The sequence below is a fragment of the Kribbella sp. NBC_00662 genome (genome assembly GCF_041430295.1).
GTDB lineage: Bacteria > Actinomycetota > Actinomycetes > Propionibacteriales > Kribbellaceae > Kribbella.
Genome location: NZ_CP109029.1, coordinates 4,364,243 through 4,378,413 on the forward strand (window position 1 = coordinate 4,364,243; position 14,171 = coordinate 4,378,413).

15 protein-coding genes are annotated in these 14,171 nt (G+C 67.1%); 4 read left to right on the forward strand and 11 right to left on the reverse strand.

The window, feature by feature from the left end; translation table 11 throughout:
* Positions 1 to 27: 27 nt before the first annotated feature.
* The gene (locus OHA10_RS21965; protein ID WP_371407976.1) at positions 28 to 636 is read left to right on the forward strand and encodes an alpha/beta hydrolase; all 609 of its coding nucleotides are present in this window, start codon (positions 28 to 30) and stop codon (positions 634 to 636) included.
* On the opposite strand, the gene OHA10_RS21970 is transcribed toward OHA10_RS21965, so the two are convergent.
* Genes OHA10_RS21970 through OHA10_RS21985 form a run of 4 tightly spaced genes read right to left on the reverse strand, consistent with a single transcriptional unit; the run spans position 552 to position 3,221 of the window.
* Positions 552 to 1,298 (reverse strand): hypothetical protein, encoded by a 747-nt coding sequence (locus OHA10_RS21970; RefSeq protein WP_371400636.1) that lies wholly within the window; start codon positions 1,296 to 1,298, stop codon positions 552 to 554. The two genes, OHA10_RS21965 and OHA10_RS21970, sit on opposite strands and share 85 nt — an antisense overlap.
* Positions 1,295 to 1,741: a hypothetical protein gene (locus OHA10_RS21975; protein ID WP_371400637.1), complete on the reverse strand. Its 447-nt coding sequence runs from the start codon at positions 1,739 to 1,741 to the stop codon at positions 1,295 to 1,297. Before OHA10_RS21975 ends, OHA10_RS21970 begins: the two co-directional genes overlap by 4 nt.
* Positions 1,738 to 2,493, reverse strand: a complete 756-nt coding sequence (locus OHA10_RS21980) for an ABC transporter permease (RefSeq protein WP_371400638.1) — start codon at positions 2,491 to 2,493, stop codon at positions 1,738 to 1,740. The genes OHA10_RS21975 and OHA10_RS21980 overlap by 4 nt, the downstream gene beginning before the upstream one ends.
* Positions 2,490 to 3,221 (reverse strand): ABC transporter ATP-binding protein, encoded by a 732-nt coding sequence (locus tag OHA10_RS21985; RefSeq protein WP_371400639.1) that lies wholly within the window; start codon positions 3,219 to 3,221, stop codon positions 2,490 to 2,492. Before OHA10_RS21985 ends, OHA10_RS21980 begins: the two co-directional genes overlap by 4 nt.
* A gap of 95 nt (positions 3,222 to 3,316) precedes the next feature.
* On the opposite strand from OHA10_RS21985, the gene OHA10_RS21990 reads away from it, so the two are divergent.
* Together OHA10_RS21990 and OHA10_RS21995 are read left to right on the forward strand one after the other, a co-directional pair.
* Positions 3,317 to 3,991 (forward strand): response regulator transcription factor, encoded by a 675-nt coding sequence (locus OHA10_RS21990; RefSeq protein ID WP_371400640.1) that lies wholly within the window; start codon positions 3,317 to 3,319, stop codon positions 3,989 to 3,991.
* Positions 3,976 to 5,253 carry a sensor histidine kinase gene (locus OHA10_RS21995; RefSeq protein WP_371400641.1) on the forward strand — a complete coding sequence of 426 codons (1,278 nt, stop codon included), beginning with the start codon at positions 3,976 to 3,978 and terminating at the stop codon, positions 5,251 to 5,253. The genes OHA10_RS21990 and OHA10_RS21995 overlap by 16 nt, the downstream gene beginning before the upstream one ends.
* 187 nt (positions 5,254 to 5,440) lie before the next feature.
* Here the strand turns inward: OHA10_RS21995 and OHA10_RS22000 are convergent, their stop codons facing one another.
* Positions 5,441 to 6,250: a hypothetical protein gene (locus OHA10_RS22000; protein WP_371400642.1), complete on the reverse strand. Its 810-nt coding sequence runs from the start codon at positions 6,248 to 6,250 to the stop codon at positions 5,441 to 5,443.
* A gap of 159 nt (positions 6,251 to 6,409) precedes the next feature.
* A complete protein-coding gene (locus tag OHA10_RS22005; RefSeq protein ID WP_371400643.1) occupies positions 6,410 to 7,036 on the reverse strand; it encodes a hypothetical protein in 627 nt (208 codons plus the stop codon).
* Positions 7,037 to 7,613: 577 nt separating this feature from the next.
* Here OHA10_RS22005 and OHA10_RS22010 point away from each other — a divergent pair.
* On the forward strand, positions 7,614 to 7,979 hold the full coding sequence (locus OHA10_RS22010) for a PRC-barrel domain-containing protein (RefSeq protein WP_371400644.1): 366 nt from the start codon (positions 7,614 to 7,616) through the stop codon (positions 7,977 to 7,979).
* A gap of 577 nt (positions 7,980 to 8,556) precedes the next feature.
* Here OHA10_RS22010 and OHA10_RS22015 read toward each other — a convergent pair.
* The 5 genes from OHA10_RS22015 to OHA10_RS22035 form a co-directional block, all read right to left on the reverse strand.
* Positions 8,557 to 9,756, reverse strand: coding sequence for a hypothetical protein (locus tag OHA10_RS22015; RefSeq protein ID WP_371400645.1), 1,200 nt, complete (start codon positions 9,754 to 9,756; stop codon positions 8,557 to 8,559).
* Positions 9,757 to 9,775: 19 nt separating this feature from the next.
* Positions 9,776 to 10,825, reverse strand: a complete 1,050-nt coding sequence (locus OHA10_RS22020) for a LacI family DNA-binding transcriptional regulator (protein ID WP_371400646.1) — start codon at positions 10,823 to 10,825, stop codon at positions 9,776 to 9,778.
* 80 nt (positions 10,826 to 10,905) lie between these two features.
* Positions 10,906 to 11,730 carry a carbohydrate ABC transporter permease gene (locus OHA10_RS22025; protein ID WP_371400647.1) on the reverse strand — a complete coding sequence of 275 codons (825 nt, stop codon included), beginning with the start codon at positions 11,728 to 11,730 and terminating at the stop codon, positions 10,906 to 10,908.
* Complete coding sequence (locus OHA10_RS22030; RefSeq protein WP_371400648.1) at positions 11,727 to 12,686, reverse strand: carbohydrate ABC transporter permease; 960 nt, start codon at positions 12,684 to 12,686, stop codon at positions 11,727 to 11,729. Before OHA10_RS22030 ends, OHA10_RS22025 begins: the two co-directional genes overlap by 4 nt.
* A gap of 6 nt (positions 12,687 to 12,692) precedes the next feature.
* Positions 12,693 to 14,066 (reverse strand): ABC transporter substrate-binding protein, encoded by a 1,374-nt coding sequence (locus OHA10_RS22035; protein ID WP_371400649.1) that lies wholly within the window; start codon positions 14,064 to 14,066, stop codon positions 12,693 to 12,695.
* Positions 14,067 to 14,171 lie beyond the last annotated feature (105 nt).

The following is a 14,171-nucleotide window of genomic DNA, read 5'->3' on the forward strand; positions in this document are numbered from 1 at the left end:
CGCGGGATCGCCTCCGACACGTCGTATCTGAGCGGCGTCCTCGCGACGATCCCCGGGCCGAAGGTGCTCGTCGGTCACTCGTACGGCGGTGCGCTGGTCAGCGAGCTGGCCGGGACGAGTGGGGTGAAGTCGCTGGTGTACGTCGCCGCGTTCATTCCGCAGGCCGGCGAGACGCTGGGTGGCGTGGACCTCGCACTGAAGCCGGACAAGGCCGGCCCGATCCTGGGTGCTGACGTCCCGGCCCGAGAGGGAGCCGTGTTCCTCGCTGCGCAGCGGCCAGTTGCCGCAGCGGCGTTCAGTGAGCCGGTGGCGGAGACCGATCCGGCGGCGCCGCCGAAATACGCGGTCATTCCGACCGGTGACAAGGCGATCGCCCCGGCCGCCGAGCGCTTCATGGCGACCCGGGCCGGCGCGACCAAGGTCGAGGTCCCGGGTGCCTCCCACCTCGTCGCGGTCTCCCAGCCGGCAGTCGTGACCCAGGTGATCGAGCGAGCGGCCGCAACCCGCGGGAGCTCACCTTCGAGGCGATGGAGTTTCCCGATGCCGTGGTGTCACGGGATGATGGCGATGAGGTGGAGTGCCTCTGTGGGGCCTTTGAGTGCTTGTTCGGTGACCTCGCCGATGCCGCGGACGTAGAACTTGTTGTCGAGGGTGTCGGGTTCGAGGCGGGTGGTTTCTGCGGTGCGGAGGGCATGGCGGAAGGTTCCGAGCGGGACGGTGACGGTCGTGTTCTCGGCGATGACCTGGAAGACGTCTTCAGCGTGGTCGGGGTACCACTCCTGACGGAACTTGCGGCCGAGTTGTGGGTGGGCTTGCATGAAGACGCCTGGTTGGGCGCTGTCGACGCCGGCGTGGAAGCTGCCTTCGCGGCTGACGATGTGCCCGTGCGTGTCGAGTTCGGCGGTGTCCTCGCCGAAGTACCAGACGTTGCCGCAGCGGTCTTGTGCGAAGTAGTCGCTGGTGCGCTCGCGGAGGATGCCGTAGAGGTAGAGGCGGTCGGAGACGACTCGGCTGCGGACGCCGTCGATCAGCTTGGTTCGCGGGGTGGTGGTGACGATGTCGAGTGCGCTCTGGCCTTCGCGGACGCCGGCGTAGATGAGTGATCGCCTGACCTTGAGCGGGTACCAGGGGTTGGTGACGTTCGAAGTGAAGTTCGAGGGGACGATGCGCGGGTGGTAGCCGGCGCCCGGGCCGAAGACCGGTAGTGCGCAGTTGCCGTGGGCGGACGCGCTGGTGGCAGGCAGCACGGCCAGGAGGGTTACTGCTGCGAGCATGCTTCGAAGTACGTGGATCTTCATCGTGTTCTCCGGTGGCTGAGCAGGGTGGCGGCGCCGAGGAGGACTGGTACGGCGATGGCCACTGCGAGGGCGCCGCTGGTGTCGAGGTTTTGGCGTGGTGCGACGGTGACGTGTACCGCCGGGCCGGCGACGAGGGAGCCGTTGCGCGGGATGAGTACGACGTACACCGCGAAGTGGCCTGGGTTGACGGCCTGGAACTCCCAGTCGAGTTGGGTTTCGCCGCCGGCGGGTACGGGTTGGGTGACGTCCTGGGTCCAGTCCTCGAGGTCGACGTACACGCCGTCGAGGCTGACGACGTTGAGGTGGACGATCGCCGCGCCGGGGCTGTTGATGACGGATTCGACGGTGAGGATTTGGCCGAGCTGTGCGGTGAGCTGGTCCTGGTTCATGGTCACCGTGGGGTTCGCGAGCAGGGCTGTTGCGAGCAGGTCGAGGATGTTCATCGCGAGCCTGCTGTCAGTCGGACGAGTCGTGGGGCGAAGGCGATCAGAGCGCCGAGCACGACAACGGCGATCACTGTCGGCGCGACGAGGTAGCTGAGGTCGTGGGTCCAGCTGCGGCGGTTGACGATGATCGGTGACATGTAGTGCAGAGCCGATCCGATCGGGTTGATCCGGGTCAGTGCCTGGCCGAATCCGGTCCTCGGCAACGCAGGGAGCTGGGTCGGGGCGAACAGGACGAGGAGCAGGAGGAGGCCGCCGGCGAGGCTGGCCTTGTTCGAGTTGGACCAGGCGCTGAAGAGCAGTCCGATGCCACCGAGCCCGATGGCGACCACGGTCCCGACGGTGAAGGCCAGAACGGTGGCCGAACCGGCGCCGCCGAGGACCCACAGGTAGGGGACTGTGACGATCACGCAGGCGAACCACATGGTCGACGCGGCCGTCAGTTTGCCGACCACGATGGCCCGTCGGGAGGCGGGGGTGAGGAGGAGGCTTTCCAGGGTGCCGCGTTCCCGTTCGCCGCTGATCGCGTCGGCGTTGACCGCGACGGTGAGCAGGACCCCGACAGCCAGGGCGACCTGGACCGTGAGGTTCACTGCTTCGCGTCGTTCGAGGAAGTTCATCGCCCGGTTGGTCGCGGCCAGATAGGTCATCGCGCTGAGCAGCACGCTGAACCCGAACACCAGGACCGGGCCGCGTCCCCCGATCCAGAGGTCCCGGCTCTCGCGTTCGGCGACCACGTGCCAGGTCGTCATGCCTGGCTCCCGTGGCCCTTGGTCAGAGCGAGGAACGTCGTACTCAGGCTGCCCGTTCCGGCGACGACCTCGTCGATCGGGCCGCTGGCGCGGAGCTGTCCGTGGTCGAGGATGATCACGGCGCTGCAGACTTCCTCGACCTCGGACAACGTGTGGGTCGACAGCACCACAGTCGCACCGCGGCGGCCCGCGATGTCGCTGATCGTCGCCAGGATCTCTCGTTGGCCGGCCGGATCGAGGCCGAGCGTCGGTTCGTCGAGGAACACGACCACCGGATCGTTGACCAAGGCCCTCGCGATCCCGAGCCGTTGGCGCATCCCACGGCTGTACGTCGAGATCCGGCTGTGGCCGCGATCCGCGAGACCGACCTCGCCCAGCAACCGCTCAGCCACAGTGCGTGCCTCGGTACGGCTCCGGCCGAAGAGTCGCGCGGCGTACTGCAGGTACTCGAAGCCCGTTTGGCGAGCGGGATACCCGGCACTCTCCGGCAGTACGCCGATGCGCTGCCGGATCCGATCCGGCCGGTCGCCCGCCTTGCCGGCGACCGTGAAGATGCCCGAGCTCGGCTCGAGGATCGTCGTCAGCAGGCGGATCGTGGTCGTCTTCCCGGCGCCGTTCGGCCCGAGCAGACCGACCACCTCGCCCGGCTCGGCGGTGAAGGCAAGCGCATCGACGGCGATGCGCGCGCCGTACCGCTTGGTCAAGTCGATCGCCTCGATGGCAGCCATGCGCCGACCGTAGGTCCGCACGGCTGAATCCCGGCTGAACGGTGCATTCAGCCGGGATTCAGCCAGAATGAAGGAGGATCGCCTGGAGGTGGGTGATGCGGGCACTCGTAGTCGAGGACGAACCGCGGCTGGCGGCCGGGTTGCGCAGCGGCCTGGAGGCCGAGGGGTACGCGGTCGATATCGCGCGGACCGGGACCGACGGGCTGTGGCTCGCCCGCGAGCACGCGTACGGCGTCGTACTGCTGGACCTGATGCTGCCCGAGGTCGACGGACTGACGATCTGCCGGACACTCCGCGCCGAGCAGGTCTGGACACCGATCTTGATGCTCACGGCAAGGAACGCGGACACCGACCAGGTCCGTGCCCTCGACAACGGGGCCGACGACTACCTCACCAAACCGTTCTCGTACGCCGTCCTCATCGCCCGGCTGCGGGCCCTGGTACGGCGCGGTGCCGCTGAGCGACCGTGTGTCCTCGAGGCGGGGGAGCTGCGGCTGGATCCCGCGGCGAGGAAGGCGTGGCTCGGTGCCGAGGTGCTGGCGCTGACCGCGCGCGAGCTGTCGTTGCTGGAGTTCCTGATCCGCCGACGCGGGCAGGTGGTGTCGAAGCGCACGATCCTCGACCAGCTGTGGGACGACGACTTCGACGGCGACCCGAACATCGTCGAGGTCTACATCCGCCGCCTGCGCAAGAAGCTCGGTGATGGTCGCATCACCACCCTGCGAGGATCGGGCTATCGTCTGGAGGAGCTGCCGTGCGCGCGCGGGTGACGGTGGCCGCGGTTCTTGTGGTCGGTCTGGCCCTCGTCGGTGGTGCGCTGATTCTCGTTGTGCTCCTCGGTTCTGTGCTCACACACCAGGTCTGCCAGGACGCCCGCGACCGCGCGGGCCAACTGGCCGTCACCGAGGCGGACGTGACGAAGTTGCCGTCATCCACCGGCGAGCTCGTCCAGGTGACTGATCGGTCCGGCCGCCTCGTGGGTGGCGGCGCACTGCTGGCGTCGCCGGGTTCGCAGTGTGTCTCCGTCGAGCCGCCCGGGCACGGCGAGGACTTCGTGTTCGCGGCGGCGAAGGCGTCGAGCGGTGACCAGGTAGTGGTCGGCCGGCCGCTGGTGGACGTGCTCGACTCGACCCGGTTCGTTCGTCGCGTGCTGGTGGTCGGCGTACCGCTGATGATGGTGATCGTCGGGGCCGCGACCTGGGTCGTGACCGGTCGCATGCTCGCGCCCGTGACAGCCATCCGGCGCGAGGTGGACGAGATCACCGCGACGGAGCTGCACCGTCGCGTCCCGGCCACTCGGCGGGACGAGATCGGCCGGCTCGCCGGCACCATGAACCGGATGCTCGACCGGCTCCAGCGCTCGCAGGAGGTTCAGCAACGCTTCGTGTCCGACGCGGCGCACGAGCTGCGGTCGCCGATCGCCGCGATCCGGCAGCACGCCGAGGTCGCGGTTGCGCACCCCGAGCGAACGACGACCGGTGAACTGGCGGCAACTGTTCTCGCCGAGGATGTGCGCATGCAGCAGCTTGTCGAGGACCTCCTGCTGCTGGCCAGCTCCGACGAACAACGGATCGAGCCCCCGCACACACCGGTCGATCTCGACGACCTGCTGCTGGCCGAGGCCAAGAGGTTGCGCTCAGCAACGAATCTGAACGTTGTCACGGTTGGCGTCTCGGCCGGCCAGGTCTTCGGCGACGAGTCGGCGCTGGCCCGGATGATCGGCAACATCACCGGCAACGCCGCCCGCCACGCCCGGTCCGAGATCAGCCTGAGCCTCGACGAGTCGGGCGACTCCGTCGTACTCACGGTGGCCGATGATGGACCGGGCATTCCACCGGCCGATCAAGCCAGGGTCTTCGACCGCTTCGTTCGCCTCGACCCGGCCCGCTCCCGCGCATCCGGCGGAGCCGGCCTCGGCCTGCCCATCGCAACCGAGATCGCCCGCCGCCACCAGGGCGCCATCACCCTCGTCGGCCCGTCAACCTTCGAGATCCGCCTACCCAGCACGTCGGCAGGTCCGGGACGACCGTGACGTCAGCGCACCACCAAGGTATACAACTTAATGGGAGCCGCGAACGTTTACGTCGATCTGGGCACTGAGCCCGGGATGGGCTACTCCGCGGCGTGCGGGGGTGGCCCGGGCGCGGGTGAATGTCTTGCGCCACCCGAGCCCAGCCGGGTGCTCCTACCCTCCTGCCTGTCGGTTGGGCTGCTGGGTTTCAGGCGGGGGTGATTGTCGGGTCGAGGAGGAGTAGGCCTTCGGGGAGGGTGTCGGCCCAGGCAGCCAGTTCGGGGGTGACTCGGACGGGTTCGGCTGTGGCGAAGGGTTGACCTTGGGCGTCGGAGTTGCCGGTGCCGAAGGACTCCAAGCGCCACTCCTGGAAATGGGCAAGGAGGACGTCGCGGACCTCGTCCAGTTGGGCGCAGGTGAAGCGGCTTCGGACTACGCAGAGCTGATTCGGGAGGCTCGGGGACAGCCTGCGGGTGACCGCTTCGGCGTCGGTGGCGGCTACGACGAGGACTTCCTGGTCTTCCGTGGGACGGAAGATCGCCCGATGGACTATCGCTCCGGACGATTCCAGGTCGCGGATGTCCAGGTCCAGATCCGAGACCGTGCTATGTGGCCAGCCCTCGTGCCAGACCACATTCTGTGGCCAGCCGCCGGGAGGTGGCGTGCATGGTGGATGGGTCCTGTCCGCACGCGGCCGTGGAGGAGGGCCTTCCGGAGTCTGTGTCTCGACCTCGATGCTCTCGTCGCCGAGCCGTACCTGCTCACCGGGGGCGGGGGCATGCCACCTCCCGACCACTGTGATGTGGCCCGGGGCCCGATTCGGGCCGAATTCGGACGGGACGGCCGCTGCGTCGGCACCGATCAGGCGGATCGACAGATCCGACTTCCAGCCGGGCGGTTTGATGATCAGATCGTGGACGCGTTGCAGGTCGAGCCAGTCGCCGTCCGGGCCGGAGACGAAACGGCCGGAGGTACGGACTCTGTCACCCGGCTGGAAAACCAAGTCTCTGGCCGCCATGCATCCATGGTGACCGAGAAATCACTAGGAAGTTGATCTTGGGCCTGAGGTACGCCTCGGATGCCGGTCGCACCTACCGATGTGCGATCACTGGCTCTGGGTTCATCAGCGGTGTTGGTCATGAGGCGGACGGGGGCATTCTCGTCGACAAGGGAACGCTCAATCGCGTGTGAGCTCGGATGCCTGGAATATCCGTTCCTGGCCTGTGCACGAGACGATGTCGATCCGGGCCGTGTCTACGAAGCCTCCGCCGACGGTTATCTCGTCGCCGAGCCGGCAGGCCAGCTGTCCTGTTGCATCGATCAGGGCCGGTTTGCCGTCACGGAGTGCGACACTCCAACCGGGAGGCCAGGCCACATCGACGTCGACCAGCCTGCCGGGGTCGGCGGGAGTGCTCATGTTGCTACGGACGATCAGGCAGTTTGTTGAAGTGTCCATCTCGAGGGTTCCGGGCAGCGCGGCCTGTAGCGCCACGGTGGGGGCTTGGCGTTGAACGGTCAGGCCGGGCATCGCAGCATCGTGGTTCTGCTTCGCGTCGCGATTCATCAGACCATCTTCAGGCTGTTGCAGTAGATGCATCAATGTTGCTGTGACCCCGTCTGCCAGGTCAGCGGCCGGCGACCGCCAACCCGCACTCTCGATGCACCCCCTGACCAGCGCGAGGAGCCCGAGCTTCATACTCATCACACCCACTGGCGTGTTGCCCTCGGCAAGCTCACGCAACTGCCGAACCTGCTCGTCGGTCCAACCCTGGCCGCTATTACGGCTCGCTGTTGCCTCTGGCATCGTCTGCTCCCTCCACAATCGCCCTTGGCCGACCAGTACACAAGGCACCAACCGTCCATCTCCGACGGCCGACGTTGCACGCTCACGCCTTCACACATCAGGGCGCTGGGCCTGGCCCGCCGGCGATGCCCCTCAGCTCACCGGCCCGGGCCCGCCCGAGCGCACGTGGGGGCTGTAGTGACTCGGGGCTGAAGCCTCACCGCAGTCAGCAGTCGCAATGACTGGCCCTCACTGTGCTTGACGTGCCCAGCTCATCGGAATCTCAATCCCTGCCCGCCCGACTATCGGAAAGCTGCAGGTTGGGGGCCACCGAACAACCATCAGCGGGCCTATCTGACCAGCTGCCCGCCAGGTCGCGACGCGCCGACGCGACGGATTCCAACCTTAGGCGGCGAAGCCGATCTCGCCACCAGCGAAGGTTTCCTGTTCAGGAAACCTTCCATCCGGACGTGTTCAATCGGCGTTGTACCGGCGGGACGGCGCTTGCCGATCATGGCGCCAGGTGTCCGCGCATTCAAGGGGCGTCGTGGGGTACCGCAAGGCTGGAACCGTCCCTGTGTGCGGAAGGAAGACCATCATGAGCACATTCGAGCCGTGGAGTTACCGCGAGGATGTCGGCTACACCCAGGGCACGAACATCGTCGGGTACAAGATCGCGGCCACCGATGGCGACATCGGCAAGATCGACAAGGCGACGAACGACGTCGGCGCCGCGTCGATCGTGGTCGACACCGGTCCGTGGATCCTCGGCCGCAAGGTCCTGCTGCCCGCCGGCGTCGTCCAGCGGATCGACCACGACGACGAGAAGGTGTACGTCGACCGCACGAAGGACCAGATCAAGGACGCCCCGGAGTACGACCCCGATGCGTCCGACTACGACGACCGCGACTACCGCGACCGCCTGGGCAACTACTACGGCGACTACTACAAACGCGGCATGTAGCCCCACACAGTTCGCGCCGGTCTCGCCCCCGAGGCCGGCGCCTCTGCGCGCTCGTTGCCTATAGCAACTCCTTGTGAGAGTGGTGGCCGCGGAGGTCCCACGCTCGTTGAGCGAATCGTGGTTGGACGGCAGGACGAGCGCGATCATGGATCGCATAGCTCACACGGTCGGCGGGTTGCCCGAACCGACGTACCGCAGGAAACCGCCCACGATGACCTCGCGCGTTCCGCGGTGCTTGACCTTTCAGAGGGCTCGATTTGTCGTGCACTGTCGCGCTGGGTGGCATTCGCCAGGTGCGCGACACCGTCTACGGTGCTACGGCCTGCTCGACATCGCCCCGTGCCTCCGACTGAGCCGAACGACCGAGATTCCACGGACATCTGCCTCTCGCCGGTGCAGAGGCGGCAGGCGAGCAGTGACCGGTATTTGAGCTGCGGTCGGTTCGCTTCAGTCCATAGGCGTGTTCTAGTGCTTGGGCTGCTGCTGGGTTGGCGGCTTGGCGGCCCCGGTAGATGTCTTGGGTGATCGAGACTTTGGCTTGGCCTAGTTGGTCGGCGATTTGGCGGGCGGTGTGGCCTTATGGCCGTGGCTTCGATTTGTTCAAGACCCATTGGAGGATCGACGAGTCCTCGTAGGTCGGGCCGAAGGCGGCATGGTAGTCCGGGATGGAGAAGGCCGGGTCTTCGTACTCGACGTACTTCAGGAGATCTTCCACCTGCTTCGGTGGCTTGCCACGCTCGGCGTACGCGTCCTGCAGGTGGGATCGGCTCATGCGGGCCAGGTTGACGTCCAGCACGTGGTCGTGGACTCCGTGGGTGATCCAGACCGGAATCTCCGCCGCGGCGATGGCTGCCGCCTGGCCGGCATCGGCCGCGTAGCCGCCGGTCACCAGCCCAGCGGCAAAGAGGTCCGGTCGCTCGGCAAAGGCCTGCCAGAGCAGCTGCGAACCATAGGACACCGTGGTCGCGTAGACGCGTCGTCGATCGACCGCGAAGTCGTGCGTGAAGTGTTCGAGGAGATCGATCAGTAGCTCCGCCTCGGCCACGCCGCCGACACGTTGGTGCTGTGGCGCGAGGACGATGACGTCCTCACCGTTCTGCACCCAAGCGGTGGCAGGTACGTCGGCAGCCAACTGCACGCGAAGATTGTCGCCGTCCCAACCCATGCCGTGCCCTGGCAGGACGACCACGAGCGGATAGGTTCGCTCGGCGTCGTACGCCGTCGGCAGATGGTAGTGGTACGGCAGCACCATGCCGTCGGAGAGGTGGGAGCCATACCGGAAGTCGTCGACCACCTGGTTCGTGGCCGGCCGCGTCATCGTGCGGGCCTGCTCTCGGGTGGCGCCGGCGAGCAGCGAACCGCGAAGACCGTCGACGTCGCCGTGCTGGGTGACCGTGGTACGCAGGTCCGGGTTCACCTTCACCGTCCACCTGGAGTCCGCGTACTTGGACAGGATCACCGTCCATCCCGCGTCGTCGTCCGGATCGAGCTCGACGATGACGTACCTGCCGGGCACGGACCGCTGATCCGCCCTGGTCGTGGCAGCGTCGTTGGTGTAGGTGCGGATCACCTGCCGGTCGGTCAGCTTGCTGAGATCCTCGATCGGGTGGAACCGGAAGTTGTACGCCGTGTCCTGGACCGAGAAGGTGGTGGTGTCCACGCTGTCGGGGTCGACGTCGTCGCCGTACTCGACGGCGACCGCGGACACCTTCTGACCGTAGGTACAGACCCTCGTGATCGGTGTGATGCTCTGGATTCCTGTCGGGGCCTGGTTCACAGGTTCATGCTAACTCGTGCTAGCCAGGCGCCACGGAGTCGCGGCGGCGGAGCGGCATCGGGACGCGATGGACCGCTCCCGGCCGGCGACCGGGGCCGTTCCCGGCGATCTCGTCGAACAGGACGTCGACGGCCTTGCGGCCGAGCTCGTAGTGCGGCAGGGCGACGGTCGTCAGCTTGGGCCGCATCCACGTGGCGAGTGGGTGGTCGTCGAACGACACGACCGAGACGTCGCCCGGCACCGTCAGCCCCGCGTCTTCGAGCGCCTGGTACGCCCCCAGCGCGAGCCGGTCGTTGCAACAGATCAGAGCGCGCGGCCGGTCTGTACGGAGGAGATCGCGGGTCGCCGCGAAGCCGTACTCCGGCTGCCAGTCAGGGCACGCGCGGGCGCCCGCCAGGCTGAGGCCCGCGGTACCGAGCTCTGCACGGATGCCGACCAGCCGTTCCACTGCGGCAACACTGTCTGGTGGGCCGTCATGCAGGTCCGGGCCGCCACCGATCAGATAGATTCCGTCGCGGTAGCCGGCGTCGAGCAGGACGCGTGCCGCGGTACGGCCGGCCTTGTCCTCGTCCGGAACGATGGAGGGCAGGTGGGTCGGCTCCCGCGACAGTGCGTTGAGCAGGACCGCGGGTGTGCCGGCGAGGTTGCCCGGCAGAGTGATCGCTCTGGTGAACATCGACGTGAGGATCAGTCCGTCGACCTGGCGATCATGCATCGCCTCGAGCAGGAGCTGTTCGAGTTCCGCATCGCCTTCGGTCTCGCCGATGAACAGCATGACTCCGCGTTCGCGTGCAGCCTCGAGAGCTCCCTTGATCAAGTCACCGGCGAGTTGCGTGGTGGCGACGGTATCGGAGATGAAGGCGATGGTCCGGGTGCTGCCCGTCCGCAGGCTGACCGAGACCATGTTCGTCCGATAGTGCAGGGTGGCGGCCGCCTGCATCACCCGCTGTTCGACATCCTCGGAGATGCGAAGCTCGCGGGCGCGTCCCGACATCACCAGCGAGGCCGTCGTCCGGGAGACGCCGGCGGCCCTGGCGACATCTGCCATCGTCACGCGGCGAGGGCTCACGGGGCACCTCCAGTGATCGACTTGCGGTGGGCGGGCGCGCCGGTCCCGCAACCATTCGATGAAACTAACTCAGCCGCCGGTCAGCCCTTCAGGGAGCCCTGCAGGAGCGCGGAGACGAACTGGCGCTGGAAGATCACGAACACGAGCAGTGTGGGAGCCAGGATCAGCAGCGAACCGGCGCACAGGAGCGGGATGTCGGTGCCCCACTGACCCTGGAACGCGCCCAACGCCCCTGCCATCGTGCGTTTGGCCGGGTCGTCGACGAGCACGATCGCCAGCAGGAACTGGTTCCAGGTCCATAGGAACAACAGGATCGCCAGAGACGCGATGGCGGGTCGGGCCAGCGGTACGTGGATCCGCCAGAACAGCTGCCAGGTTCCGGCGCCGTCGACGCGCGCGCTTTCCGACAGCTCCTCGGGCATGTTGACGAAGTGGGCCCGCATCCAGAACACCGAGAACGGCATGAACAGGCCGATCAGCGGGAGGATGATCGCCCACCGGGTGTTCAGCAGCCCGAGGTCTCGCACCTGGAGGTACAGCGGGGTGACGATGCCCTCGAACGGCAGGGTCAGTCCGAAGACGAAGACGAGCAACAGCAGGCGGTGGCCGGCCATCCGCAGGTGGCCGATCGCGAAACCGGCCATCGTCGCCAGGAGGATCGACACAGGTACGACGCCGAGCACGATCAGCGCGCTGGACTGCAGGAGCTTGCCCATCCGGGCGGACTGGAACGCAGAGACGAAGTTGCCCCATTGCGGGTGCGACGGCCAGTCCAGCCCGGCCGGATAGGTGCCGGCGGGGTGCAGCGCGGTGACGAAGAGGCTGAGGAACGGCAGAACCGTGCCCGCCATCAGCACGATCAGCAACGCCCGCCCGATCCAGGCCTCCCGGCGCCCGGTGATCACTTGGTGTCCTCCTTCGTGAGCCACTGGATCGGCGTGACGCAGATCAGGACCAGGATCATCAGTACGACGGCCAACGCGGAGGCGAGGCCGACCTCGCGTTCCGAGAACGCGAGGTAGTAGATCTCGAGTCCCGGCACCATCGTGGCGTTACCAGGTCCGCCCTGGGTCGAGATGTAGATGACGTCGAAGCTCGCGAGCGCGGCGATGACCGTCACCGTGTCGCAGACTCCTAGCTCCTGGCGCAAGCTGGGAACCGTGATGGCGAAGAACTCCCGCACCGGCCCGGCGCCGTCCAGCCGAGCGGCCTCGTACAGCGAGGAGTCGATCTTGCTCATCCCCGCGAGTAGTAGCAGCGTGCACAGGCCCAGCAGAACCCAGGCGCCGATCACGCCGACCGAGGGGAGCGCCGTCGAGAAGTCTCCCAGCCAGGCCCGCGTGATGCCGCCCAGGCCGATGGCCCGAAGGACCTGGTTGACCACACCGGTTGACGACAGCAACCAGCTCCATGCGATGCCTGCGGCAACCAGTGGGATCACCTGGGGCAGGAACAGGACCGTCCGGCCGACCATCGCCAGCCGGCTGGCGGCGATTCGCCGGATCGTCGCCGCGATGACCAGTCCCAGGAGCACCGGAACAGCGCTGAAGAAGACGATCAGCTCGAAGGCATTGAGGATCGAGCGAAACAGGTCCGGGTCCGTGAACACCTGGGCGTAGTTGTCCAGCCCGACCCAGGTCGAGCGGCCGATGCCGTTCCACTTGTACAGCGAGTACTGGATGGTCATGACGAGCGGTCGCAGGACGAAGAACGCGTAGACGAGCAGAGCCGGGGCGACGAACAGCCATCCGATCAGCACCGAGGTACGCAGCCGACCACCGCGCCTCCGCCGCTGGGCGGCGGAGGCGCGGTCGCGGCCCTGGACTCGACCAGGTCGAGCCGTGAGCGTGCGTTGGGTCACCAGGGATCAGCTTCCGACCTGGCGGGTGTAGTCGCTCTGCACCGACTTCAGCAGCGCATCGGGGGATTGCTGGCCGGCGAACAGCTTTTGCAGCTGCGGCGTCCAACTCTTGGCGTAGATCGCGCCGGTCGCGTTGGCGATGAAGTCCATCGCGCTGTTGTTCGCGGCAACCTTGGCACCTGCGCCCAGCGTTTCCGCGGTCACGGAGCCCGGCTTCACCGTCGGCATCGACGCGTCCGCCGGGCCCATCGGATGGGATCCTCCGACCTCGACGGTGATCTTGCGGGCCTGCGCGTCGGTCGCGACCCAGTTCAGGAAGAACGCCGCGCAGTCCGCGTGCTTGGCCCGGGCGGCGATCCCATAGGTGAGCGGCGCCGACATCGCGGCCTCCTTGCCGCCCGCCTGGGCCGGCGGCATCAGGAAGAAGCCGGCGTTGCCCGGCATCTGCTTGTCGAGGTTCCCGGACTCCCAGTCGCCGTTGAACATGAAGAGTGCGTCACCGGCGATGAAGCGGCCCATCATCTTCGCGTAGTCGGTCGCGTTGGCGTCGGAAGCGAAGTACCCGGCCTTGATCCAGGTCTCAAGGTGCTTCGTCGCCTGCAGGTTGGCCGGTGTGTCGATGGTCGCGTCCGGTTTCTGGAAGATCCAGTCGTTGATCGGTCCGGGCGGCCCGTACGACGCCATCAGGTCCTGCAACGGGAACGCAAGCCCTCCGGTGGCGCCGCCGTTGAACTGCACGATCGGTGTGATACCTGCCTGCTTGGCCTTCGCCAGCATGCCGTCCAGGTCGGCGAGTGTCGCCGGCGGCGCCGTGATGCCGAGCTGAGCGGCCAGCTTCTTGTTGTAGAACACCCCGGTCATGGAGAAGTTCAGCCCCATCGCGTACAGCGATCCCTCGCCGCGCGGGCGGCCACCGGGGCCGAGACGCAACTGCTCGAGCTGGGACGCGGGCCACTTGTCCCAGCCGAAGCCGGACGCGTAACCGTCGAGATTCTTCAGCAGGTCGTCCTTGACGAGCTCGGAGACCTGGGGAAGCCGCATCAGGTCCGGCGGATCGTCGGCAAGGACGCGCGGAGCGTTCTGCGTGATCACCGCGAACTGATCCTCACGGATGTCCCAGGTGACGTTGGCATGCTGCTTGGTGAACTCTGTGGTGAGGGCCTTCGCCAAGGGGAATCCGGTCTCGAAGTAGCCGCGAAGAGTCACCGGACTCGTTCCGCAGGTGGCCGCGGTTGGCGTCGAGGCGCCCGCGCCAGGCTCCTGTGCCTCGTTGCTGCCCGGCGCCGAGCACCCGGCGGCCACGACGGTCGCAGCTATGACGGTTGCGGCCAGTCGAGCCAGCCTGGCCCGGTCGAGCCGGCCGTGAACCTGATCAGTCATCGCGTCGTCTCCCTTGATCCCGGCTTCTGGTCAGGCATCGGTCCGCCTGGCGCTGAGCTGCGATGAAAATGCTGCTAAAACGAGTTAGCACGGTTAGCTTGACCA